The organism is Martinezella calliandrae (genome assembly GCF_030272695.1).
Classification (GTDB): Bacteria; Pseudomonadota; Alphaproteobacteria; order Rhizobiales; family Rhizobiaceae; genus Rhizobium; species Rhizobium calliandrae.
In genome coordinates this window covers 159,800-185,259 of record NZ_JARFYN010000005.1, presented here as the reverse complement: position 1 = coordinate 185,259, position 25,460 = coordinate 159,800, and the positions used below count along the sequence as shown (strand labels likewise).

The following is a 25,460-nucleotide window of genomic DNA, read 5'->3' as shown; positions in this document are numbered from 1 at the left end:
CCAGATCCAAGAAACGGGGCGGATTCGGCTTCGATCTAAGCGAGAACTGCTTGTACATGGGTCGCACGCCGAGCGCTATTGGTCATCATGCCTGATGCACGCCTTTGATTCGCACGGTGTACTCGGTCCTTTTACCAGGCGCGAACCACCAACTTCGCTCACCGCTCCTCCATTGCCTCGGAAGCAACTTCGGCGAGCGGCGAGAACAGATATTCCAGAATTCGCCGCTTGCCGGTCTTGATCTCAACGGTCGCGGCCATGCCTGGCGACAACTGTTGCAGCACACCATCGACGTTGATTACCTTGGTGTCGGGTCCGACGGTGACGGGGAAGACTAGGTTCTGGACCCGCTCCACGTTGCCGACCGGTATGAGACTCTGAAGCTGCTTAGCGGGCTCGCCCTCCATCTGCTGCGCGTCCGGCTCCGGAACAGCGTCTGTGGCGACGGACGTAACATGGCCGTGGACCACGCCATAACGCGTGAACGGAAAGGCTTCGACCTTGATCACCGCCTCCTGTCCAGCCGAAACGAAGCCGATATCGCTGTTTGGCAGGAACGCTTCGATTTCGAGCGCGGTATCGGCCGGCACGATGCGCATCAGTTCGGAACCGGGATTGACGACCTGGCCGATGGTGGTGATGGCTGAGGCGGTGACGACGCCGTCAATGGGACTTTCAATCGTCATCGACTGGCGGCGTTTCCGTGCCTTGACCAGTTGCTTGTCCAGTTCGTCCGCCTGCTTCGAGGCATCGCCCAATTTCTCGGCGTCGTCCGCGATGAACGCGCGCAAGGCCTTTTCTCCTTCGCTCGTGGCAACAGCCAGTGCGGCTTTTGCCTCGGCGAGTTGGCCGACCTCCGTTGCGAGATCGGTTTCCTCCTTCTGCTGCGCCTCGAGCGCGTCGATGACGCCGGATTTCGAGCCGGCCGACTCATCAACCAGGGTCGAGCGCATCGCAACGCGTTCAGTAAGCGTCGCAATCAGGATTCTGTGGGCATCGATTGTCGCGCCGAGCCGCTCGATGGTCGCCGTCTGCTGGGTGCGCTGGGCGGCGAGATTGTCGAGGTTGGCGTCGAGCTGGGCTAGGTCGGCCGCGAAGATCGTCTGTTCTCGCGCACGAATATTGTCGGGCGTATCAGCAGGAAATGACAATGGGGCTGTTGGCACTATGCGGTTGCCGGTCCAGATATCACCCACGAGCCAGTTGCTCGCAAGTGTCAGCGCCGCATCGCGTCGCATGATTTCAGCGTGCAATGCCTGCAGATTGACAGTCAATCCATCCTCGTCTGATTTGAGCTCGGTATCGTCGAGATCGACGACGACATCGCCCGCTTTCACTTTCGAGCCGTTGACCACCGGGATGGATCGCGTCTTGCCGACTTCCAGCGACTGGATGACCTTGACGCGGCCCGTCGGCTGCAGTTTTCCCTGTGCCGTCGAGACGATGTCAAAGGTGCCAAGATAGCTCCACACTAACGTACTGACGACAACGACGGCGATGAACCAGATGAAGGCGGTGCGGATCGGAGAGGGTGGCGTCTCGAGAATCTCAAGGGCCGCCGGCAGAAACTCATTTTCGATCCTGGTGCGGCGTGGTCGCCTTGGTCGTTTCGGGGGCTTGATGACCTGGTTCATACCTGGCTAAGCCCCGTCTGCAACTGCCAGAGATGGGCGTAGAGACCATTTGCCCGGTTCAACAGGCTGTCGTGATTGCCCTCTTCGATGATGCGCCCATCCTTCATGCCGATGATGCGATCGCAGTGCCGGACGGTCGCCAGGCGATGGGCGATGATGATCACCGTCCTGCCTTTGACGATCTCGCGCATGTTGGCAAGAATGATGCGCTCGCTTTCGTAGTCGAGCGCGCTGGTTGCCTCGTCGAGAATGAGGATGGGGGGGTTGGTCGCCAGTGCTCGTGCGATCGCCAGCCGCTGCCGCTGGCCGCCGGAAAGATTGGCGCCGCGTTCCTCGATCAAGGTGTCGTAGCCCTTCGGCAGCTTGGCGATGAATTCATCAGCGCCCGACAGCCGCGCCATCTGCATTGCCGCCGCCCGCGACATCGACGGATTCACCAGGCAGATGTTGTCATGGATCGTCCGGTTGAACAGCATGTTCTCCTGCAGGACGACACCGATATTCGAGCGCAGCCAAGCAGGATCGACCTGGGCGATGTCCTGGCCATCGACGAAGACCTGGCCGCGGTTGGGAATATAGAAGCGCTGCACCAACTTGGTGAGCGTCGACTTGCCCGATCCGGATGGTCCGACGATGCCAATCACTTCGCCGGGCCGCACCGAGAAGGTGATGTCTCTGAGCACATCCTGGCCGTCGGCGGAATAGCGGAAATTCACACCCTTGAAGGCGATCGCCCCTCTCGGCTTCGGCAGGCTGACGGATACTTCCGGCCGCGGCTCCGGAGGCGCGTTGAGGATGTCGGCAAGGCGGGCAACCGACACCTGCACCTGCTGGAAATCCTGCCAGAGCTGTGACAGACGCAGGATCGGCTGCGACACCTGCCCGGCGATCATGTTGAAGGCCACCAGTCCGCCAACCGTCAGCTCGCCATTGATGACTGCCTGGGCCCCGAACAACAGCAGAGCCGCCGAGGTGATCTTGTTCACGTATTGGATGGCGTTCTGGCCCTTGGCGGCCAGCATCGTTGTCAGGAACGATGATTGCACATACCCGGCAAGCCGCTCCTCCCATTGTGCCGAGACCACCGGCTCGACGGCCGCGGCCTTCAGGGTCTGGACGCCAACGACCGTCTCGACAAGGAGCTGCTGACTATAGGCGCCGCGCTCGAACTTCTCGTCGATCTTCTCCTTCAGGAATGGCCGCACCAGAAAACCTATCGCCAGATAGAAGGGGATCGAGGCGATGACGATCCAGGCAAGCTTGGACGAATAGGAAAACAGCACGAAGATGAAGACGACCGTGAAAATGAGATCAAGACCGGAAAACAGCCCCTGCCCCGTCAAAAAATTCCGAATCGTTTCCAGCTCGCGGACACGCGCGATCGTCTGACCAGTCGCCCGAGTCTCGAAATAGGAAAGCGGTAGGTTCAAGAGGTGCCGGAACAGGCGACGGCCAAGTTCGACGTCGATACGGTTGGTCGTATGCGACAGCGCATAGGTTCTGAGATACTGTAGGACGACATCGAACAACCCGACCGCTGCCAAGCCGATGACCAATACGATCAAGGTTGAATAGCTGCGATGGGCAAGAACCTTGTCGACAACCACCTGGAAGAATAGTGGTGTCACCAGCGCGAAGATCTGCACGATCAGCGAGGCCAGCAGGACGTGGCCAAAGGCATGGCGATAACGCCAGATCGACGGCAGAAACCAACGGAACCCGAAATTCCCTCTCGAAGACCCCGGCCCTGCCAAGCGCCGCTGCAGCAGAATGAAATGCCCCGCGGTCTCGGCCAACACCTCGTGTGATCCGAGATTGCGGCTGGAAAAGTCGGCGGGATCGATGATCCGGTAGGTCCCATCGGGCGTTACACCGCCGAAGACGCCAAAGCGGCCATTGGTCAGGCAGACGATGGCGGGTGTCGGAAGTGTCCCGAGGCGGGCATCGGTGTGAATCTCGACATGCTTCGCCTTCAGCCCAACCAGTTTTGCCGCGCGCAGAAGGTCGTTGCGGCCGGCGACACCCGAAAGAGCCAGGTCGCGTGCCAGAACATCCGGATTAGAGGCAATGCGATAATAGCCTGCGATCGCCGCAATCGCCGCCAGACCGCTGTCCGGACGCTTGACTTCGTCCATTGAAGGGGTCGGCGCCTGCTCGGCTTCGGCGAGTGTGGTGTTGACCATGAGTGTCAGGCTCACACGCTGGAGGGTAGCCGAGATGTGCGATTGTCAACAGCCAACATGCAGCCCACTCTTTCGTACCTACTCATTGATCCCCGCCCATCGGCAAAGCTGCATTTGGATCATAGCTGAACGTGAACTTGCCTTTGCGGCTGGTGTCAGCCTCGATGCTTATCTCCGTCTGAAGAGGTTTGCCGGTGCTTTCGGTAACCCAAAGCCTGACATCCCTTACAAGATGACCAGGCGTGAGACGCTTGTAGGTGTAGACGATTGCCGAAACATCGCCCAGCCGCTCCACCCCATCACGGCTACACTCTGAAACAGTGGACTTGCCATCAATAACCAATTGAATAGGCTGGCGAACACCGACCGTCCAAGGCCGGTTATCTTCACGCTCATACTCTTTGTCGCCGGAGACGAGATAATCGTGAGAATACGACTTGCCGGTATCGATGGCGGTGATGATGCCCTTTTGCTGAAACTGAGCAGCAGAATTTAGCTTCCCGATCGCCTCTGTAATCGGTCGGCAGTCGTTGGAATCGGCGCGCGCAACTCCACACGTCAACGCTGTCATGATGGCCATTGTGGCGCGGATTATCCTTTTCATGATCGCCGTCAATGAAAGGATCTCGATGCCTCCAGCGCTCTGCACATCTGCGGGCGCTTGCTCGAGTTCGGCGAGGGCGGTGTTGTCCATTGTAAAGTAGGCTCACGCGATACAGGAGGCGCTACCGAGCCGTTGAAAGGCTCGGCATCACCGACGGTGGATGATCAGCCCTCAGGCGGCGTTCTGCTGCGGAATTGCCGCCTGGTAGGCAAGCGACGCATCGCCAACAAGATACCGCGTTGTGCCGTCGCTGGTCTGATATGAACTCGTGCCGGTGATCGCCGATCCGTCGGCGAACGACTGGCTGCCATCCGGCGTCGGCAGAAGATTGATGAGCTTGATGCCGGCGTCCGACATCGTCAGCAATTCGCCGTCATCCACGACACCGTTCTGGTTGGCATCGCGCCAGACGCGGAACTCGCTCCAGCGGTCATCGTTCGCATCTAGGACATTGTCGTGGTTGCTGTCGAAGACCAGCCGCAGACCGTCGAGGTCGGAGACCGAGCCGCCATTGGCGGCAACCTGATCATCGGTCGCCCACATCGAGAAGGACAGTTCCTTCGCCTGGTCGATGACACCATCGGGACCAGCCTGACCGTCCTTCCCGAGATCGATCGCCAGGAAGCCGTCCTGAGGACCGACCCAGGCCGTTCCATCCCGAGCGCCGTCGGCATTCCAATCGAAGGTGACCGACGACCCCGTCGCCAGCGCATTCTCGTCGATCGGTCGCAGATCGATATGACCGTCGCCGTTGAGGTCGAGCAGCACCGGCCCGTGACCGCCGTAACTCGGTTGCGGCCACTGATCGATCATGTGATAGCCGGAGCTGCCGCCGCCACCACCGCTACCAAAGGCATACCGTTGCCAAGCGATCAGCGTCCCGGAACTGTTGTATTGATAGTTCGTGTAGCTGCCGTCATCGTTATTGGACGTGGCGGTCGTGATGTGCCCCGAATTGATGAAGTTCTGGACCAGCGAGGTCCATGGTTGGTTGTGGTTGACGTCATACGAGGTGATCGTCCACTTGCTGGCATCGTCGCTATAGACATAGGCGGTCACGAGCTGTGAGCTCGCTGTGTAGACATTGGCGATGTAAGACCAGCCCTGCGTATTGTTGACATCGAAGGCATATTGAACCTGCCCGCCATCATCGTTGTACTGGTACTGGTTTGTCATCTGGCCGGCAGTGTTGAATATCTGGACCAGCGATGACCAGGGCTGCACATTCGTGACATCGTAGATGTAGGCATTCCGAGTGCCGTCGTCGTTGAAATTGTTTTGGACGGTGAGCCGTCCGGCGGCGTCGAAGCTTTGCTCAACACGTGACCAGGGTTGTGCGTTGGTCGGGTCATAGGTGACGGCAAAGTGCGAGCCGTCGTCATTATCCTGCTCAACATACGTTGCCTGCCCAGCCGCATTAAAATTTTGGGCATAGCGCCACCAGGGCTGGGTGTTGGCGACATCGAAATTGTAAACGCCGCTTGTCCGGTCATCCATATAGTCGGCCTCCTGGAACATCCGGCCACTGGCGTCATACCAGTTTGCGATGTGTGACCAAGCCGCCGTATTCCCGGCATCATAGATGTCGGTAACTTTCGATCCGTCGTCATTGTCCTGTTCGATGCTCGTCAGTCGACCTGCCGCATCGTAGATCTGAATGTAGGCTGACCATGGTTGGCTGTTGCTCGGATCGTAGTTGTAAACACCGGTCCGACCATCATCCATATGATTGATCTGCTGGGTTACGCGTCCGGCGCCGTCATAGGAAAGCTGGTAGTTTGCCCAAGCGTTCGCGTTTGTCACGTCGTACTCGATGCTATTAGTGCGGACGCCTGCTGTGTTGAAATAATCGATATGTTGCTGGGCGCCTGTCGGCGTGTAGAACGTGATCTCGGTCCGCGTGCCATCGTCGTTGTATTGCTTTTCGAGCGTCTTCTTGCCAGTCGCATCGAAGGACTGTTCGACTCTTGTCCAAGGATTGGCGTTGAGCGGATCATAGAGAACCGCACTGGTCAGGATGCCCGCCTTGTTCGCATTGGAAACACTCAGCGTCTGACCGCTGGCGGCATCATAGTTGGTGGTCACAGAGCTGCCATCCGCCGCGATGGCCAACTGCGATGTCTTTCGCCCTTGGCCGTCGCTGGTTACCCGCAGCGACAGGCTGCCAAGCGCGGTTACGGTGTCGACGACCGTCTGGGTGACGGCGCCGCTGGCGTTGCGATCCACCTTGGTCAGCGTGATTGAACCATCCGCATGCGTGACGGCAGTCTCGGTATGATCAATGACGCCATCGTTGTTCGAATCCTTGCTCAGGACGGTGACCAGCCCATCGGGGCTTGTTGTTACGGTTCCCTTCGCAATGACCGTACCGGCCGAATTTGTCTCGGTGACTGTCGTAGCGACCGAGCCGTCGATCTCGCGTAGCGACTGCATGACGACCTCGAACACGCCATCGCCGTCGTAGTCGTATTTGATCATCTTCGTGATGCCATCGGCAGCACTGTCGGTCTCAACCTTGGCGGCGATCGCCTGCTTCCAATAGGCTTGGCCGGACAACAGATATGTCGCCGAGCGCGCCGTCGCATTGTTTGTCAGGACCGAGACGCTGGCCCCGGTCGTATCTGTGGTCAGCGTCTCGGTTTGATCGACCGTTCCGTCGCCGTCGACATCCTTCGACGTCGTGCGAACCGTTCCGTCGGAGGACAACTGGATCGTCGTCTTCGTCGCCAGCTTTCCGGTCGTCAGATCGGTGTCGGAAATGACCGTCGTCTTGCTGCCGTCGGCATTATTTGTGTCGACCTGCACCCTCTGACGATCGTTCGTGCCGTTGCCGTCGAGATCCCAGTTGATCGTCGTCTGCAGGCCGTTTGCTGACTTCGTGCTCGTCGAACTATCGGCTTTGACTCCGGCAGTTTTATAGTCCGTCACCGTTGAGGTCACGATGCTCGAGTTCGCCACGACGGTCTGCTGGTGTTGGTCGACGACCCCATCACCGTTGGCGTCGCGGTCGATGGTAACGGTCAGCTTGTCCGCGCTCGTCAGGGTCACGGTCTTATCGATCAGCTTCCCGCTCGCATCCGTCGTCGCGACCGTCTCGCGCTTCGCACCGTCGGCCAGCACCTCGATCGTGTCACTGACGTTCTGCGTGGCGAGGCCAGTGCGCTGTTCGTTGGTTGACAGCACTCGTCCGTCAGCGCTGGTTGTCGTCGTGATTGTCGAGATCGCCGAGCCGTCAGCCTTGGCATCGGACACCGTGCGAGTAGAGGTTCCATTGACGTTGATGACCGTGATGTCGGTCGACGTCTCGCTGTATGTTCCGGAGCCGGTCGGATCCGCTTGTGTGGTGACCGACAGACCGTTGGCACTGGTTTTCGTGAGATAACGGCTCGTCAATGTCGACCCGGTGAAGTAGCTGACGGTCTCCGTTTTCGAGCCGTCGGCATTCAAGACTGTTGCATCGGTCCGGCTCTTGGTGAAGGTACCGGAACCTGTCTGATCCCACTTGGTGGTGACCGTCAGACCATCGGCGGAAGTATCGACTACTGTCGTGTCCTTCAGCACCAATTGCCCGTTGACGTCCGCCTCATACCGCTTCTCGGTATTGGTCTTGCTGCCATTGGCGTTCAGTACCGTCGTGTCGGCAAGGCGGGTATTGGTCACCCCATTGCCGTCAGTGTCGAAGTCGAATGTTCGAGTGAGACCATCGGCACTGGTCGTAATCGTCGTCGTGTGCGACGTCGTGCCGGTCGATGTCAGATCCGACAGCACTTTCGTGACGCTGCCATCGGCATTCTTCGTGGTCGTCGACTTCTGGTCGACGATAGCGTCGCCGTCAATATCGGACGTCACCGTTGTCGTCAGGCCTTGTGCATCAACACTGGTAATCGTCTTGCTTTCAAGCGCACCACCCGCCTTGAAATAGGACAGCGTTTCCGTCGTGCTGCCATCGGCATTGTTGATGGTTACATCGCTGCCGGAGCGGACCGTTGCTCCGGTTGCGTCTGCCCAATTGGTCTGCGTGCTCAGGCCGTTTCCGCTAGTCGTTACCGTGGTCAGGGACGACAAAACGCTGCCGGTGCTGAATTTGGAAATCGTTTCAGTTTTGCTGCCGTCGGCATTCAACGCGATGACATCAGTGGTGACTAGCTCGTAGACACCGTCACCATCAAGGTCGGAACTCGATGTCGTCGAAAGACCATTTGCCGAGGCTACCGTGACCGCGCGGCTGCTCAGCGTCGTGGTGCCGGTCTTATAGGTTTCGACCGTCTTCGTCGTCTGGCCGGTGGCGTCGACGACGGCGGTCGTCTTTATGTCATTCTTGCCGTCGCCATCGAGATCGACCTGGCTTGTAACCGTCTTACCGTCCGCCGTCGCGGTACTAGTCATGTTCGAAATCAGCGTGCCCGTCGCGGTCGTAACCGAGTCGGTTTCCGATGTTGAGCCGTCCGCATTCAGCGTCTTGCTGGAGGTGGCCACTCGGTCGAATGTGTCGTTGCCGTCGTAGTCGTAGGAGGTGGTCACCACGAGGCCGTTCGCACTTGTCACAGTCTTGGTTTGATCCGCCAGCGTTGTGCCAAGATAGTCGGACGTCGTGGTCGTGGTCGATCCACTGCTGTTGAGTATCGATGCATGGATGGTTGTTGTGTCGACAACTCCGTCACCGTTCACATCCTTCTGCACCGTCGTCGTAAGACCGTTGCCACTGACGACGGAAGTCGTTTTGCTGAGCAGTGTGCCGTTGCTGCTGGTCGCGGTGACCGTTTCGGTGTGGCTGCCGTCCGCATTGATGACTGTCTGGTCGACGGTGGTGACATCCGTCGCTCCGTCACCGTTAAGATCGCCGGCGATCGTTGTCGTCAAACCATCGGCGCTGATCGTAGTGACGGTCTTCCCGTGCATCACGCCGTCGGCGCTCGTTGCCGTTGTCGTAGTCGCCTGGCTGCCATTGGCAGCAACGACCTTGACGCTCGTGTTGTCCATATGTCCGTCACCGTCGCTGTCCGTCGTCACCGTTGTGGTTTGGCGGTCAGCGCTGATCAGGGTGACAGTCTGCTGCTGCAGCGTTCCGTCGCCGCTCTTCGTTGCAACTGTCTCCTGACGGGTGCCGCCGGATCCCAGGACAATGGTGTCAGTGACGGTCCTGTCGAAAACGCCGTCGCCGTTGACATCGGTCTGCACTGTTTGGGTCAGGCTGTCAGCCGATGTGGTGGTGACAGACGTGCCGAGAACGGAACCACTGGCGCTCTTTACCGTTACGGTCTCCGTGCGATCGCCGCCCGATGCCGCCACGATGGTGTCCGTCGTAACTCTGTCGGAAACGCCGTCGCCATTAAGGTCTGTGCTGATCGTCTTCGAGAGACCGTCGGCGCTGCTGGATGTGGTGGTTTTGCTGACCAGCGTACCATTGGGATTCAGTATGCTGTCGGTTTGCGATGTTGAGCCGTCGGCCGCAACGGTAGTGGACGTCAGCTTGTCCGTCGCTCCATCGCCGTTGGCATCAACCGAAATGGTCTTTGTTTTGCCATCGACGCTGGTGACGGTGACGCTTTTCGATAGCACGATGCCGCTCGCGCTGTTTTCCTGCAACGTTTCGGTGCGCGTGCCGTCGGTAGCGACCGTTGTGACATCCGAGTCGACGACGTCCGCGGCTCCGTCCCCAGTGATGTCGGTTGAAACCGTCTTCGACAGGCCGTTGGCTGTCGCAACCGTCGTTACCGTTCCGCGTGCGGATCCATCGCCATTGGTCGTCGTCAGCACTGTCGTGACATCGCCGTTGGCGGCAATCGTCGTTAGTGTTTGGTCATTCCTGTCGACTGTGCCATTGCCGTCGAGATCGCTGGTCGCGGTTTTCGAGTGGTTGTCAGCGCTGGTTGCCGTGGTGACGCTGGAAAGCAGGGTGCCGTTGGCGCTGCTGTCGTTCACCGTTCGGGTGCGCGAGCCGTCGGCTGCCAGCACCGTGACGTCCGTAACCACATCCTCATAGGTGCCGTCGCCGTTGATATCGGTCTCGGTTGTCTTCGACAGACCGTCGGCGCTGGCTTGAACCAGTGTTTCTGCGAGCACTGTGCCGGCAGCACTCAGTGCCTTGATGGTCGTCGACGTCGAACCGTCGGCATAGGTGACAAAGACCTGGCTCTGATCGATCTTGCCGTCGCCGTCCTGATCGAGCGTCCCGCTCACGGTCAAGTGATCGGCGCTCGTCACCGTGGTCGTCTTGTCGACCAGCGAGCCGTCGGCATTGAAGTTCGAGATAACACGGGTTCGAACGCCGGAGGCGTCGACGGTGGTCACGTCGGTCTGCGAACGATCGTACGTGCCGTTGCCGTCATCGTCATACTGGGTCTGAACGCTATTGCCATCATTGCTGGTGGTCACGAGATTCTGGAACGCCAAGCTACCATCCGCATTGTAGGCAAGAATAGTGTTCGTCTTGGACGAGTCCGCATTGGTGACAACTGTCGAGCTGACGATATAGCCGTTGGTATCGCTGGCAAGAACGGCGTCGCCAACCGCCCCGGTCGAGCCATCGGATTTGGTGTAGGTGGTCGTGCCGGTGATCGCCGAGCCGTCGCTGAACGTCTGGCCGCTGCCCTTCGGTGTCAGGTCGATCGAGGTGATCCCGAGCGAATCCAGCGACACGAGTTGGCCATTGACCATGACCTTGAACTTCGACCACTGCGCGTCGCCAGCATCCAGCTTGCCGTTGCCATTGGTATCGAAGACATCTTTGATAGCCTCGAGGTCGCCGGTCGCGGTCGGATCCCATTGCGTGAAGGCAAATTCTTTCGAACTGCTGATTTTGCCGTCACCATCGGCATCGAACACCAGCACGCCTGTGCCATTGCCGGCCCACGCCGTGCGGTGCTGATAGCTGTCACCATCAATATTCACGAACTGTGAGGAACTGGAGAGCGTGTTAACGTTGAGACCATTGCCGGAAAGATCAAGCAGGACGGGTTCGCCGTCAGAATCATTATTGTCCGTGTCATTGGCGTTCGGATCTCCTTTATCGATGCTAACACCATTAACGGGACCTGGTCTAAAATCCCCATCGTAGCCATTTAGGTCGGAGCGGCTTATGCGCCCGTCATCGCCAATGGCAATTTGCGTCCCCCCTGAGTATGAGTATAGCGTACCGGACCTGTGAACCCCGTTGTCATCGGTGTAATTGTACCGAGCAGAGCTAGTAGGACTGCCGTAACCCAATGAGGAAGCGTTGCCGGTTGGCGAGCCGCCATTCACGCCTGTGGTAGCGCCGCTCGTCCCAACAGGGTGCGCGCTGCCGCTGGGCGTTCCACTAGAGTGAGTGCCACCGCTACCTGAATGCGATCCATTTGCCCCAGACTGTCCGCCAACACCGCCGGGCGCGCCACCACCGGACCCGCCCGCGCCAGAGCTGCCAGAGGAATTGTCGCTGCCGCCTCTTCCACCGCCGTATGACGAAGAGGAGTCGGTCGGACCAAAAATACCGTGAAACGGGTCAGAAGAAAAATCAGTCGCGGTGGCTGGTACGCTCGGCATCACCGGCGTTACCGGTGTCGGGGCTATCGTCAATTTGGAGAGGTCCGTCGGTGCATAGGTGACAACCGCTTGACCCTGCTGCTGTCCCACCAGACTGCCCGTCACCGACGAAGCTCCGAGCGGCGTGTCAGTCGGCAGCGCGCTCGGAATGCCAACAGGAGTTGAACCGCCGTAAGACGTCGATTTTGGATCGATATTTCCGGTCGCGGGCGCCGTACCAGGAAACCAACTGTGAACGACGTAGCTGATACCGTAACCAGCCGCAAACGACGCAGCGCCAACCAACACCGGGCCGGCAAACAACGCCGCTGCGGTGTCGGCCAAAATCCCGCCGATCATCGCCGCAGCGACATTACCCGCGACCGAACTCGCCAAAAAAGTCCCTGAGGCTAAGGCAAGGCTTGTCTTGTCACCATAGCCCACTGCCCTGAAGGATCTGTAGTCAAGGTAACCGCCAAAAATACTGACGGCTTTTGCGGATCGCGACATAACTGTTGAAAAAGATCCGATATCTATCTCAAGATTAGGAAATCTTTCGGCAAGTTGGTCGAGGTAGTTATTCAATCCAGTCAACGCCGCAGCGATACCGGACGCAAAATTTGATACACTACCTAAAGTATTTGGATCATTAAAACCATGTGCCGAATCGGTCACGTAAATCTCTCCTAAATGTCTTTATTATCTTCGTTACTTTGTCGCGAAAAGCAGGAGAACATCCTTATTCCATTAAGCTCACCAACGCCGACGCCAATAACAAGACACAAAATCGGGACAGTTACCCATTCGCTATCAAATATAGAAACGACGCCAAAACAGAACGCATAGAATATTGCAAAATACAGAACGCGCTTTATCTTCTCGCCTCTGGATAGACGAGCGCGGCCGTTTTTTTTTCGTGGTTCATGCAAATCAACTTCTCCAAGCTTCACATTAGCGGTCGCAAGCAGTCTAGTTACTGCAACATCGACACGATCCGGAAATTGTTCATAAGAAGAATAGAGCGGTGCCCCATGCACAGGTTGCGGCGATCGAATTAGAATACCTCGCTTGGGCTGTAACGCTCATGCAGACGTTATAATTCTTAAAATACAATCACGACCATATGGCGAACAAATTGGAAACGTATGCATCCTAGAGAAACAGAAAACGCCTTTACTACTCTTATCTGCCCTAGTGATTTTTCCGCTTCATACTAAGCGTGATGGTTGCACTATCCGTTTTCTTAATACCGCAATCTGTTTCTTGTTATCTTGTGGTCCTCACATATATTCGCCATAACAACGAGAGCAGGACGCTAAGATCTAAACATAATGCGCGCGTCTGTTCTACGTATACGCGAGTTTTGCGCGTTTGCAATATAGGATTCTTGAATGGCGAGTGAATTAAGCGAAGATACTCACGGAATGATCGAAAATCGCTCGCATGCCACCGAAGCGGAAGCCGGCCTTGCTGCTCAGTGCATTACAGCACTGCTAACGCGACACGGAATTGCGAAATACCGCTTCGCAGTAACGGTCTCCGAAATACTGGGGCTTTCCTATTCCGCCGCAAATCGCCGTCTGACGGCGAATACCTCCTCGTCGCTGGAAGAATTGAAGCTTCTTGCCGAGCATTTCGGCGAGACGTTGGAAGAGCTCGTCACACTGGATAAAACCGATCCTTTGCTCGACGCCTCCGTCGTCATCAACAACCATATTGTGCCGTGTCGAATTCGGCTGGGAAATGTCATTGGCCAGGTGTCTCCCGGAACACTGATTGCGGCCGAGATCGATGGCGCGTGGCGCGTGATGGCTGCCGATGCCAGGTCCATCATACCGGCACACGCCGTCACTCGTCTGGTCATTGAACCTACTGTCTCCCGTCGTAGGGTCGCAATACTCGATGACCACGCCGATACCGCGCAGACGATCGTGCATTACATGGAAATGGCTGGGTTTGATGCGGTCTCTTTTAACGACCCCCAAGCCTTGAATGAGCAGGCTGACTTCGATGCCTATGTGCTTGATTGGATCATCGAACGAGACGCGCGGCGTCAGACCGCTCTCGAATTGGTCGAAAATATTCGCGCCCGCAATGCTCTTTGCCCGATCATCATTTTGACCGGGCAGATAAGGACAGGCAATGCCGACGAAGAGAATATTGCTACGGCGCTGGCACAGCACAATTTGAAATTCTTCACGAAGCCGGCGAGCATGCCGATCCTCATCGCCGCTTTGAACGCGAGTTTCAGAACTGCATGAACGTCCGCAATTGTTGCTGGCGTATCGGCTTGCTCAAGATCGCGTCAAAGGATGACAGATCATGCTTGAGACCGTGATTTGCGGCTGACACAGCGACAAGCTTGGTCTTTTGGTGCAACTCTGTCTTGCGAATTTGCGCCGCCAGCTCCCATCCGGTCATGGCCGGCATGTCGAGATCAATGAAGATCGCTGAATAGGTGTGTGCGGCGATGTAGTTCAGCGCTGTCATGCCGGATGGCGCGATGTCGGTCAGAAATCCAAGCTCTTCGAGCACGGTCGAAAAGCCTTTCAGAAGGTCGGGATGATCGTCAACAATGAGGACCCGCTTCCGAACGTCGGACACCTCGTATCGAGGCTCCGCCGCTACCGCGGGTATTCTGACGTCAAATATACTGCCGCCACCTGGCGCGCTGCTGATTGTCATGCGCGCACCGAGTTGGCGCAACAAAGTCTGGACAACCGACAGGCCAATGCCTCGCCCACTGCCAAGGCTGACGAGCCCCGCTGCCTCGGTTCTGTTTTCAAGGATTCTTGGCGGCAATCCAGGCCCGGTATCCACAACGCGGAGCACCAATTCGCCCACCTTCTCGTGAAATGAGACAAGATCAACTCGAACATAACCGGTCGATGTATACTTAACCGCGTTTGAAACGAGATTGTGCAGAAGTTGCGCAATACGCTCACTGTCCGCGACAACAAAAACAGCCTCATCGGGATCGGTTTGCCGCAGCTCCAAATGCTTGGCATTCGCCGCGACTTGATAATTTTCCACCACCTCCCGGACAAGCTCCCCCGCCTCGAAGACGCTCGGTTGCAGTTCGATATACCCCGTTTGAGCTCGGGCCAGCGTCAGCATGTCGCGAAGCTGGACAGCCAGGCTGTTTGCCGCCCGACGGATGCGCGCGGTCAACTCATTTCGGGTCTTTACATCTTGGGGCCGTTCGAGGACATCCAACGCTGAGACGATGGCCTGAAGGGGCGTTCTGAGTTCATGGCTGATCATGGCGAGGAAGGAGATTTTGTCTTCAACCGCTTGCTCAGCAGCGGCCACGGCGCGGGTCCTTGCCGCGATGGCCCACCAGTAGAATATTGAAATGATAGCAAACGACAGGATTGCGCAAACCAGCAAACCCGCGATCACCAGAATGATGGTATGCCCTGCCTGGATCATCTCGAAGGACTTCTCCTTCAACTCAGTATCCTGGTCCCAGGCCGCCTTGGATATCTGGTCTAAAGCAGAGGATATATCTTCCAGTTTGAGCAACAAGGCCTGAGCCTCTGCTGGCGATAGCTTCGGTTTACTCGCAGGCGGAGCGTTTGTTGCGAATTCTGACAGGATTGGCAAATCGCTCGAGAACCCTGGAAGTCGCCTAAAACGATCATTCAGCTCCGAGGGGCGGGTTATGATATTGATGGCAGAAATCAAAACATCAATGTGGAACGAAAGCGCATCCGGATCAACAGGAGATCCATCAGCAATCGTCTTCAAATCCAACCTGACGGGTTCAAGCGCTCTTTGCGCCTGTGCGGTCGGCCAGTATAAATACGATGGATTCTTGGTGCTGCTGGAATCCCAAAGAATATATTCCTCTCTTATGGCGCTCCAATTGTACACCGCGACGCCAATGCATATGACTACAATCGTTGCGGGAATACTAAACCAGGTCAGATGGAATAATCTCATTCCACCTCGATCCCGCACAATTGCCAAACCATGTGTGATGCTGCAAATGGCGTGTCCAGTTCCTTTCTGAAGCTGTCGCGAGGATACATCACGAAGATCGGTCCGAAATCTCTGACGGTTAGACGAACCCCGTCTTTGCTACTAGCCAATATAGTTCCATATTTGCCCAGATAGTCACCATCAACCTCCACGCTAAAATCATCAAGCGCTACGAGACGCAGTTTACTTCCTCTCGCCGCTACTTCTTGGAGAATTTTAGCAAGCAAAGGCCCAACGAAGTCGCTCTTGGGAGTCCATGGTGTGGATGTTGTCACCGTCGATGTCGGCAGCGCAAGAAATTCGCGCTCGGACATCTCATAGCTACTGTCTGCGCTATTCGTTATCTTATCAATTTTGCCAGAAATCGTCAGGAAGACGTTCTGCTTACATCCATTCGGAAGGCGCAGGGCTGCATGTGTCACATCCGCACCCAAATAGGCGCCAATCATCACCCACATGAAAGAAAGTATCGTCCTTTTAAGCATACCGATAGATCCCTTTTATCGAAACTACATGGTTTAATTCAATTCAGACGGCCCTCGCCCATGCCTCGATGGTATGAGCGTGTATCGTGCTTGAAATATCAGCGCAATTTTGGAAATGTTCGAAATTCGCATAAAGTGGTCATCCATATGAAACAACCTGAGGAAGTGGCGAAATTTATTATTGTTTCGTCTGATGCCATACCTATTCCGCCACGCCCAAGAGAATATCAGCTGCTCGAAAATCACGCCTGCCGCACCCGTCACACCGGAAATGGCTTACATTTATCCGCGTAGCGTATATTAAGCTTCTCATGGAAGCTAAGTTTGGTCATTTTTTCAAAGGATAAACTATGTCTGATGATGCCCAATTGCGGGCGCGGGCGCCGGCGCCCTCCCCGACAAGCAGCGCTTTTACGTCCGGAGCAAAAGAAGTCCAGGTCCAGCGCAAGAGGGTGAAGACTCGCACCACTCCGCGCGAGTTGATGGACCCCAATGCTGGGGAAGTAGGTTCCGGCGTGATTCACGTCATTGAAGACGTCAACGAGGAGCACTTTGCAGAGGCGCTCACGGATGGCGTTCGTGCTGCGTTCGATCTTGGCAGCGCTGGATATGAAGTGTTTAAAGTCATACTGGTCGAATACCAACAAGCCAGAATATCGGACGGGCATCGTGATAGTCTCACGCTCTTCTTCTCCGAGGGCCAGTTGAACGGCAAAAGGACGGAGATGAACGAAACACAATTTCAAAGTGGTCTCAACGAATTGCTATCAAAGGGAGTGGTATCGCAGAAGGCCCCCGATCAATATTGGCTGAATCAGGCTCTCTTCTTCAACGGTAATGGCGTGATCTTGATAAAGGAATACCGGCTGCTCCCGTCGGAACTGCGGAACGTCTAGAGAACTCCTCTCAACGTTGACAGAGGTTCAGTAGGGCATCACAACTCGGTGCCCGCTTAGCTACGTCTATTTGGAGACGTTTGAGTTTTATGGGCCGGGGTTTGTCATGTCTTCGAACCATGTGTCTGGGTGTGCCGGTTAACATCCCACCGCCGAGATCACCACGAATGTAGCCGCGGCGCACTCATTCTGGCGTATTGTAAGACATAACGAGGTTGGTTCCACCAGTATTGAGAAGGCCCCAGTAAGCTCCGTTCACATGCCGCAAACGATCGGATTTGAAGGGAATTGGATTGCCGTTTGGCCAGGTACGCTCCAGCGTCGATCGGAGGATGTCAGCCCAGAAATCGACGTTGAGAAACGCATGATAAATCCCCGTATAGACCAATGACTCATTGTCCGTCTGAAAAGCGTCCATGACGTGTGGAAGGTAACGGAATCGTTGGGGTATGAATCTGGTCACACTCAGTCCGAAGAACGTTGCTTCATCAAGGGTTCCCGAACTCAGACCGACAACGCGCTGAAGGGAGTCGTCGCATAGAAGCTCGTACATATCGATATCGCTGTCGACATGCGCGATGCCATGATCCTCGAGGAACGCGGCCAATGCCGGGCTCGGATGAGGCGAGAAGGGGTGTGGGCGAAAAGCGACGGAACCGGTCTTGGCAAGTTCCGCTATTCTGTCTTTATGATCAAGCAGGGTAGCGATCCGTTCGTCATTGATCAACGACGCATCGAATGGGGTCTGACCGACGATCAGCGTATCGCAGGATCGCCCCCTTGTTTTGAAAGCGCTACGCCGAATTGCAGTCGCCTTGTGAAGGCCGACATGGAAATCGACTTCCTGACAGGATAGCGCATATGGCGCGATTGCGGCCGATAGTTCGCTACGGTTCGACGAAAATCCGAAGAATATATCGTCGAGAAACCGCAATGGATGCCATCGCATGTCGACAAAGGGTATATCCAGGCGATTGAGAACTTTCTGCAGTAGCGGTGAGATCTCGAAACCTATTACCAATGAATTTTCGACGTGGGGCAGGAACAACGCGCAAACAATATCTGTCGCATCGGCCGCGAAGATCCTTGCCCAACTCCCGGCGTTCGCCTCCAGACCAAAGGCGTCATAAACGGCCTTGCCGTCGAATGGTGATGCATCGTCCCATTCTAATATGGTAACCGGTAGGCGGGTTGCCGCCGAAATCTGTGGCGTCAGAATTGCAGCGAAGAGATTTGTGTTTGTCGCAAATCCCTTCCGTGACGTTTTTTCAGCTGTGACGCGCAACAGGTCAGAGGTTATTACGATACGTTTGGGTTGCATACGACTATAATCCCCATTGAAAGGCTCTTTGGAAAAAATCTGCTTGGCTACGCAAGTCCATCTTTGCTCACTTTGGTTGGGTCCGGCAGTCTCGCGGTTAAGACGTTGGCCAAACAAAGTCACAGCTTCTGTTAGAGCGCTTGGTCCGAATGCCCGCTCGAAATTCGGGCTTCATCGCGTCCGTCGCCGGTCAGGTTGAAGATTGCCGCCCGACCCTTGTGACAGCGCACGGATCACCTGTTTCAGCTTGCCGCGATCAGTTCCACCGCATTGTTCACCGTCGCTCACAGATGTTCCCCGTGCAGCTGTTTGTATTTGATGCGCGCCTCCTTGAGGACGCGCTCCAAACGCATTCGGTACAGAAACCCGCTGGTCTGGGCACGTTCCAAAATTGCCGTGTAGTAACCGACCTTGGCCTTGGCGATGCCGGGCGCTGCGGGATCTTCGACGATTCGGTCAAGATACGTCCCAAGTTCTTCGTATGGGAACTGGTCGACCGGCAGCTTGCACAGCTCCATTCCCTTGACTTCCTCGTCGACAAACATCTGTTTCGTCAATCGGTAAACGATCCAGTCAGCGATGTTCCGGTAGAACCACATCACGAAGCAGAAGCCGTACCAAACCCCGTAGATGATCAGGAAGGTTTTAAGGAACGGGCTGGGATCAAATGCGTTGGCAACGTAGAAGGCCGCGATAGCGGCGATGGTCAATGCTTCAATGGCTAACCGAATAGCCCATGCAATGTAGATCGGTTTCAATTCAGACCACCTCGCAATCAGCCCGGATTACCCGCACCACCTTGCCGCATTTACGTGTGCGAACCCAACGCCGTGGGCCTTCTCCGCTGGTCAGTAGCGCCGCGCAGATACTGCCAGCGCTGCCCTCGGTCGCGTGACCTTGAGGAGCCCGCCTCAGCGATCGCCCACAATCCAACGATCTGTATAAGCTGGAATTTGAACCCTAACCATCCCGATACCTCCCCGCGCACAGCAAATGTTCGCTCGCCTGCACGTAGACGTGTCCCGATCCGTCGGCATCGCCCCCGGCGAACCATGGCCCACACCATCCCAGCAGCTCGGGAAGCGCCTGCACAGCTCTGTCGTGATTGCACGACTGGCGTGACGGTGATCCCATTGCAGGAACAATGCTTTAGCTTGGCACCTGGCGCGAGGCGACTGCCGCGACGTTTGTCGGAGCCAAATTATTTCGGCTCGATTGCCTTTCGGGCAATGGCTTTCCGCGTGATGGTCTTTGTTATGCTGGGAAATAGATCGCTCAGTCATGGCTGGTATCCGCCACGTCCCAGCCGCGGCGCTTTCGGCTCGACATCTTCGAAGACGAACAGTCATCCGTTGACCTCGATAAACTCGCTTTCGTCCAGGCACTATTTGAGGAAACGATCGTCAAGGTTGACGTCTTTCGAAAGCCACCCTCCCGAAGACGCCATCTGCGATAGAAATGCGTATAGAAATCCTCCCCAGCCACTAACGAGAATGTGGAATCGAGATCAGGCGATAAAACATAGAGACGGACTGCCTCTCGTTCAGGGCTTCCCAGAGCTGCCAATCGCTGCTAGCTCATCGATCCCGTCAGGAAGATCGGTGAACTTTCTGGCGTCCTCGGGCCTTCTGCCGGGCTTGCTCGGATGAAGCATTTCATCGATTACATCGTCCGCTGACGCGATGACGCCCACATCTTCCAATCCACGGAGCAGGCCCACGGTTGAGATCAGGTGGAGATTTGGTGGCCTGTTGAAAACCCTTAGGCCAGGGTCCTCGAACAGGATCGCGACAGGTTCCTTGGCCTTGAGATAGCGTTCAAGACCTCCTTCGTCGGAGATGAAATCGACCATAGCGAGCTCTCCGGCATTTTTCTTCAGCTTTTGTCCAAGCCGCCGCTTATGCCGTTCGGTCTCACCTATGTCTGTCCGCTCGATCACGAAAGGTGGAGAGTTGCCATCGATGAAATCCTTAACCTCGGCATCTTTGAGGCAGGAAAGATTGCGGGTGAGTTCGTCATAGGCGGCGTCGACGATAACGATCCGCATATCCAGTTCAAGCAGGAGATTGAGCCGATCAGCCACCCACAAGCTATTGATCGGACCCGCTTCAGGCAGGATGATCGTGCACCTCTTCATCCCATCCTCCAAAGCTTTGCGAAGATGGCGGCCTGGCTGTCGATTTCGTGCGCCGGTGGGGGTGGCATAGGAAGGTCGGCGTCTCCCAGCGCGACGGGCAGGTCGGCGTAGTCCCTCAGACCAAGGCGGCGAACAGCTTCTCGCGTTGAGAGTAGCCCTTTGGAATAAGCCAGAAGCGGGTCTTCGTCGGAAATCTCTCTCTCTGGTTCTGTGATCGCTTCAAAATGCTCACGCAGGATCGCGGTCATGGTTGGCCGATTTTGCGCGGCGTACGCTCTTACCCTGGCAATCAGTTCATCCGGCAGATTCATGGTCGTGTTCTTCAACATCGAGCGACCCTCTGAGGCGCATTTTCGTGGTGTTCTCCAAGTCTAGTGTCTCAGCCGCAAGCGTACGGCCTATGAAGTCGTGCGTGGGTAGAGAGCCATTTTGCGCAAGGCGGCTGCCTCGCGTTTCGACTGCCACCAGGAGAAATCGATAGTCGTTCAATCCCTAACTTCTCATCCGATACCTGAAGGAACAAAGACTTTGGCAAACTCCAAGCTCATCTGAATTGAAAGCGGGTCCAACTCGAGAAACAGGGCGCGTTTGCATTCTCCGGCGGACAGCCATCCGTCGCCCAACCGCCATCGCTTTGCGAACAGTTCACACAACAAGCGGCGGCTTCGGTCTTGCAGATATACCAGAACCTCGTCTTTCGTCGTATGGAAGGGTGCGTGCCGCTCTACGAATTCCACTATCTCCGCGACGTCCGTCGCGGGCATCGCCGCGATGTCTCTGATTTTCGCCGCGACATCCTCGGGAACGCTTGTTAGGGCAACTTCGAGGGCCTCGATGAAACGGCGGTCCTTCGCGAAATTCATTCCCGCCTCGTGAGGGGTATCGCGCCAGAGGATCGTTTCAGCAACCGCTGTCCAGCGGCGATCCAAAATCAGTCCAAGACTTTGGAAGACTGGAAACGCCTCCGCCGCCAGGTAGGCAGGAGGGCATCCATATCCAGCCCGTATGTTCGATCTTGGAAGGCTTGGCGATCTTTTTCCATAGCCCGTTCCCCCGCGCCGCCGATAGCTTAGGAGCCCCGACTGACCCGCCGACCAAACGACTGCGGTGGCTATATCGTCCCATCGCGGAAGTACCGCCGGCAATACGGGGTTGGAGACTGGTTTTGCACCGCCGTCGATAACGACGGAGTGACCCAGCATCGCCAAAGCTTGGCAAGCTACTTCGTGAGCCGCGATAAAGAGATGTTCCCAGTTGCCGTTCGGAGCGCGCGGAAGCGTAAACCGGAAGAACTCGATTGCGGGAACCGCCCAGTCGGTCGAAGCCCGGGGATGTCTTGCGGTCTGCTTTCCGACCGTGATCCGGCGGCCCAGCGGCTGAAAGCCGACCTCGTCGAGCGCCTCCCCGAGCGAGCCCGGCATAGCAGTCCGTGCTTTACCTTTTGGAGACGACCGCGAGCGTTTCGCCATTGCATCCGTCCTTCTCTGCAACGATTCGGTGGAGCCAGGTTTCCGAGATGTCAGACTTCGATGACGAAACTCCGGTCGAATTGCCGATAGCACTCTTCCCGGGGATAGCCTCTCGGATTGGCGATCACCCGCGTGTCGTTGATGGTGTAATCGACGAAGTGATGGACGTGCCCATGAATCCATAGAGTCGGACCGCCCGGTGCCATCAAGTCCTCGAGATTCGATGCGAACGCCGTGGTAAGCAGATCGGTACGATATTTTTCCTCGACCGACAGCATGCTCGGGGCATGATGTGTCACGAAGACAACTTTCTGATCTCGATATTTCGCGAGGATACCGTCCAGAAAACGTCGACTTTCCTGGTGGATCTTCAGCGAATGTATCGGTTTGAAGCGCTGCGACGGTTCATCACCGAAGGCGATGAGCCGGAAATCGTTCATCGCGGCGGCGGCATTTTGCATCCCTCTGTGCGACCACTCCGGTCCGAACAGGTCGAAATCGGTCCAGAGCGTTGCGCCGGCGAAAAGAACACCGTCGATCTCCACACACCCGTTTTCAAGATAGTGGAGGTCTCCTCTTGCATCATAGCGGGTCGCCGCGATGTGCCCTTGAATGATTCCACTGTGATAGAACTCGTGGTTGCCGGCGACGAAAACGACCGGCATGTGCGCGGTGATGCGGTCATCAAGCCATCGGAGGCTTGGAACGACGCCGCGAGTAAAGATATCGCCAGCGACGACGCAGACGTCGGCCTCCGGAATATCGAGTTCGGCGAGCTCGCTAACGTCTAGATGGAGATCGGACAGAATCCATAGCTTCATCAGTTTGCCCTCTCCGCTCGCTGTCGTCGCATCTTTATGTCTTCAGGGTTGTTTCCCGCGAGGTCCCTGGCCATGACGACCACGTAGGCTGCCGACTGCAGAAACTCCGAGACTTCCGTTCCGGTCATCGTTTTCCGCACGGTGAGCTCCGCCGCGAGAGCCCCAATCGCCGACCGATTTTCGGCTACGATCCTTCTCGTTTCGCGCATCTGCGATGCCAACAATCGATCAACGCGCCCCCACAAGTGCGGGCTTCTCAACCGAAGTCTTGAGAGCTGGTCGATATCGAGAGGATTTTGCTCCACGACAAGCGTGTCACCGAAACCGAGGACGCCTTCGACAAGGGTGGCCAGTTGCGTCGCCTTGTTGAGATCCGAATCCGGATAGCCAGCCGCGCCGTCGTCGTGTTCGCCGACGAGCTCGATCTCTGCGGCGATTCCGGCCAGAGCGACGCAAATTTCCTCGCAATAGGATCGAGCGGTGCGACGACGATCGGTGTGTTCGAGGCGGACAGTTCCCAACTCGATGCCTCCACCTGAGTCCGCCCGATAGCGGTCCGCTATTCTGATGATTTCGATACGCCGGCCGAGAGCGAGCGCGACAATGGCATGCCCGACCTCATGGATCGACAAAATGGCCAATCGCTTTGGCGGAACGATCTGCGTTTTCGGTAGGCATGCAAGCATATCGTCAACGGCGACTTCACGGTTCAGAGCCCTTGCACAACGCCGGCTCTCTCGTGCCAGCTGCTCAAGCTCTGCGCCGGACATCCCTTCCGTTTCCTCAATAATCCGCGTTTCGTGTTCGCCCGGGATGGCCGTCGGGAGGTACTGCCGCAAGATTGCGAGCCGGGCCTTCGAATCTGGAAGCGCAATGGCGATGTGACGATCGAACCTTCCGGGACGAAGGATCGCAGGGTCTATCATTTCGGGATGGTTGGTAGTGCCGATGACGATAACACCTGACCTCGCGGTCGCTCCGTCGAGACATTCAAGAAAGCCATTGACGACTTGGCGGGTATAGCTGCGTGAGTGACTATCTCCGTTCGCCCGTGACCCGAAGCTGTCGAGCTCGTCGACGAGTAGTAAAGCGGGTGCCTTTGCCTGTGCCGCTTTGAAGTCCTGATACATTGCAGCAAGCATATCGCCTTGATGTCCTTCACTCTGCCATCGCGCGTATGAAGCGTGGATCAAGGGCACGCAACAAGTGGTCGCGAGAGCCTGGGCGAAGCGGGTCTTGCCGACTCCCGTTGGACCGGATAGCAGCAGTCCTGGTTCGACGTCCGCCCAGGCAATCTCGCCACGTCGATACCGAGCAAGATCGCTGGCCAATTCAAGACCCCACACCTTGGCCTCTCCGTAGCCATGGAGTTCCTCCAGACTGAGCGGCTTCGCCACCATCTCCGTTTTCTGCACCGCGGCTTGTCGCTGCTCGTCCTTCTTCCTCAACAACATCAGGGATCGCTCGACTGGTCGACCCGTCCGGAACGCCATCGACCAATCTTCAATCGGTTGCTCCAGAATAAACTGGGCGTCGCTCAGCGAAATCTTGGTCGCAAATGCTTGGTAGACCGCGGCTTTCATTAGGCGCGGGTCGAGCTTGTCGATGACCTCATATACATCGGCGAAATCTCTAATTTCAGGCGGGACCTGACCTTCGTCCTTAAACACCAGCACGACCACGTTGGGTTCCTGAACTCGGGCCAGTACGTCTCTTTGCTTTTTGGAGTCTGTGATCAGTTCGATGACCGCGTCGCGACCACCGGCGCAGATTCTGGTGCGCGCTCTACCGTTCAGGACGAGTTCGCAAGCCACCTCGATGGCGTCCGCCATCCCTTCGATTGCGACGACGACAGTTGCGAGGAAATTGACATCTTTCCGATTACGGAAAGGTCTCAGAAATCGCTTGGCGATGCAGAAGGCCAAAGCTTGTTTTAGTGTAGGCAAGACGTTCAACTCTTTATTGCGCACGGCAATGCCTTCCGACGTTATCGGTTGCGGAAATGTGATCTAGCTATCGAAAATGAGGTCGTCGCCGGACATGGCCAGACGAAGTTTTGCTATCTTTCCAGATTGGATCGTGAGCCGAGGCGATACCATCGCGAAAGTGTTCGAGCGATCCCGCTTTCAACATCAAGGTAGAAAAGCTCGGACGAAATGGACAGGCTTCCATCGAAGAACTTGGGATGTCCAAACGCACTGCCCAGGAGACACGGCACCTCCCGTTTACCGACTTGCCATTGATCCATGACCACCGAAATATTCGACGGGTCCGGAAATTCGGTTGCTCCCAAATCCGCTACGAGAGACTGCAGCCTGGCAAGCAGTAGCCGGCGATCGTCCCCGAGATATATGCCTCTGTTGGGTTCCGTCATATGTGTCTCCGCAAGCTCCGCTAGGTGAAGCGCAAAAGAATCGGCGTTCAAT

The 25,460-nt window shown here is 56.5% G+C and carries 15 protein-coding genes; 2 read left to right on the top strand and 13 right to left on the bottom strand.

All coding sequences use genetic code 11. The features are described 5' to 3' along the window. Positions 1–158 precede the first annotated feature (158 nt). The 4 genes from PY650_RS05895 to PY650_RS05880 all read right to left on the bottom strand — a co-directional run bounded on the left by PY650_RS05895 (position 159) and on the right by PY650_RS05880 (position 12,317). Complete coding sequence (locus tag PY650_RS05895) at positions 159–1,634, bottom strand: HlyD family type I secretion periplasmic adaptor subunit (RefSeq protein WP_285878103.1); 1,476 nt, start codon at positions 1,632–1,634, stop codon at positions 159–161. Next, on the bottom strand, positions 1,631–3,769 hold the full coding sequence (locus PY650_RS05890; protein ID WP_285878122.1) for a type I secretion system permease/ATPase: 2,139 nt from the start codon (positions 3,767–3,769) through the stop codon (positions 1,631–1,633). The genes PY650_RS05895 and PY650_RS05890 overlap by 4 nt, the downstream gene beginning before the upstream one ends. A gap of 130 nt (positions 3,770–3,899) precedes the next feature. Next, positions 3,900–4,511, bottom strand: a complete 612-nt coding sequence (locus PY650_RS05885; protein WP_285878102.1) for a hypothetical protein — start codon at positions 4,509–4,511, stop codon at positions 3,900–3,902. A gap of 81 nt (positions 4,512–4,592) precedes the next feature. Continuing rightward, positions 4,593–12,317: a beta strand repeat-containing protein gene (locus PY650_RS05880; protein ID WP_285878101.1), complete on the bottom strand. Its 7,725-nt coding sequence runs from the start codon at positions 12,315–12,317 to the stop codon at positions 4,593–4,595. A 995-nt stretch (positions 12,318–13,312) separates the two neighbouring features. Between PY650_RS05880 and PY650_RS05875 the strand changes: the two genes are divergently transcribed. After that, positions 13,313–14,182: a helix-turn-helix domain-containing protein gene (locus PY650_RS05875; RefSeq protein ID WP_349644477.1), complete on the top strand. Its 870-nt coding sequence runs from the start codon at positions 13,313–13,315 to the stop codon at positions 14,180–14,182. Here PY650_RS05875 and PY650_RS05870 read toward each other — a convergent pair. Beyond that, positions 14,169–15,866, bottom strand: coding sequence for a hybrid sensor histidine kinase/response regulator (locus PY650_RS05870; protein ID WP_285878100.1), 1,698 nt, complete (start codon positions 15,864–15,866; stop codon positions 14,169–14,171). The genes PY650_RS05875 and PY650_RS05870 overlap by 14 nt on opposite strands. After that, positions 15,863–16,363: a putative pterin-binding protein gene (locus PY650_RS05865; protein ID WP_285878099.1), complete on the bottom strand. Its 501-nt coding sequence runs from the start codon at positions 16,361–16,363 to the stop codon at positions 15,863–15,865. The genes PY650_RS05870 and PY650_RS05865 overlap by 4 nt, the downstream gene beginning before the upstream one ends. A 377-nt stretch (positions 16,364–16,740) precedes the next feature. Between PY650_RS05865 and PY650_RS05860 the strand changes: the two genes are divergently transcribed. Beyond that, positions 16,741–17,286: a hypothetical protein gene (locus tag PY650_RS05860; RefSeq protein ID WP_285878098.1), complete on the top strand. Its 546-nt coding sequence runs from the start codon at positions 16,741–16,743 to the stop codon at positions 17,284–17,286. Between the two features lie 184 nt (positions 17,287–17,470). On the opposite strand, the gene PY650_RS05855 is transcribed toward PY650_RS05860, so the two are convergent. The 7 genes from PY650_RS05855 to PY650_RS05825 all read right to left on the bottom strand — a co-directional run bounded on the left by PY650_RS05855 (position 17,471) and on the right by PY650_RS05825 (position 24,980). Next, a complete protein-coding gene (locus tag PY650_RS05855; RefSeq protein WP_285878097.1) occupies positions 17,471–18,724 on the bottom strand; it encodes a hypothetical protein in 1,254 nt (417 codons plus the stop codon). A gap of 167 nt (positions 18,725–18,891) precedes the next feature. Continuing rightward, positions 18,892–19,365 (bottom strand): hypothetical protein, encoded by a 474-nt coding sequence (locus tag PY650_RS05850; RefSeq protein ID WP_285878096.1) that lies wholly within the window; start codon positions 19,363–19,365, stop codon positions 18,892–18,894. Between the two features lie 785 nt (positions 19,366–20,150). Next, entirely contained in the window at positions 20,151–20,744 is a 594-nt protein-coding gene (locus PY650_RS05845; protein ID WP_285878095.1) for a hypothetical protein, read from the bottom strand. After that, positions 20,741–21,073 (bottom strand): hypothetical protein, encoded by a 333-nt coding sequence (locus PY650_RS05840; RefSeq protein WP_285878094.1) that lies wholly within the window; start codon positions 21,071–21,073, stop codon positions 20,741–20,743. Before PY650_RS05840 ends, PY650_RS05845 begins: the two co-directional genes overlap by 4 nt. Positions 21,074–21,244: 171 nt before the next feature. Further along, entirely contained in the window at positions 21,245–21,607 is a 363-nt protein-coding gene (locus tag PY650_RS05835; RefSeq protein ID WP_285878093.1) for a hypothetical protein, read from the bottom strand. Positions 21,608–22,263: 656 nt separating this feature from the next. Beyond that, on the bottom strand, positions 22,264–23,034 hold the full coding sequence (locus PY650_RS05830; protein WP_285878092.1) for a metallophosphoesterase: 771 nt from the start codon (positions 23,032–23,034) through the stop codon (positions 22,264–22,266). Further along, positions 23,034–24,980 (bottom strand): AAA family ATPase, encoded by a 1,947-nt coding sequence (locus tag PY650_RS05825; RefSeq protein WP_285878091.1) that lies wholly within the window; start codon positions 24,978–24,980, stop codon positions 23,034–23,036. The genes PY650_RS05830 and PY650_RS05825 overlap by 1 nt, the downstream gene beginning before the upstream one ends. Positions 24,981–25,460 lie beyond the last annotated feature (480 nt).

Bases quoted from the DNA above. Each gene is read 5' to 3' on its own strand.
- PY650_RS05895 (WP_285878103.1), bottom strand. From the start codon at position 1,634: ATGAACCAGGTCATCAAGCCCCCGAAACGACCAAGGCGACCACGCCGC.
- PY650_RS05890 (WP_285878122.1), bottom strand. From the start codon at position 3,769: ATGGACGAAGTCAAGCGTCCGGACAGCGGTCTGGCGGCGATTGCGGCG.
- PY650_RS05885 (WP_285878102.1), bottom strand. From the start codon at position 4,511: ATGGACAACACCGCCCTCGCCGAACTCGAGCAAGCGCCCGCAGATGTG.
- PY650_RS05875 (WP_349644477.1), top strand. From the start codon at position 13,313: ATGGCGAGTGAATTAAGCGAAGATACTCACGGAATGATCGAAAATCGC.
- PY650_RS05870 (WP_285878100.1), bottom strand. From the start codon at position 15,866: ATGAGATTATTCCATCTGACCTGGTTTAGTATTCCCGCAACGATTGTA.
- PY650_RS05865 (WP_285878099.1), bottom strand. From the start codon at position 16,363: ATGTGGGTGATGATTGGCGCCTATTTGGGTGCGGATGTGACACATGCA.
- PY650_RS05860 (WP_285878098.1), top strand. From the start codon at position 16,741: ATGTCTGATGATGCCCAATTGCGGGCGCGGGCGCCGGCGCCCTCCCCG.
- PY650_RS05845 (WP_285878095.1), bottom strand. From the start codon at position 20,744: ATGAAGAGGTGCACGATCATCCTGCCTGAAGCGGGTCCGATCAATAGC.
- PY650_RS05840 (WP_285878094.1), bottom strand. From the start codon at position 21,073: ATGTTGAAGAACACGACCATGAATCTGCCGGATGAACTGATTGCCAGG.
- PY650_RS05835 (WP_285878093.1), bottom strand. From the start codon at position 21,607: ATGAATTTCGCGAAGGACCGCCGTTTCATCGAGGCCCTCGAAGTTGCC.
- PY650_RS05830 (WP_285878092.1), bottom strand. From the start codon at position 23,034: ATGAAGCTATGGATTCTGTCCGATCTCCATCTAGACGTTAGCGAGCTC.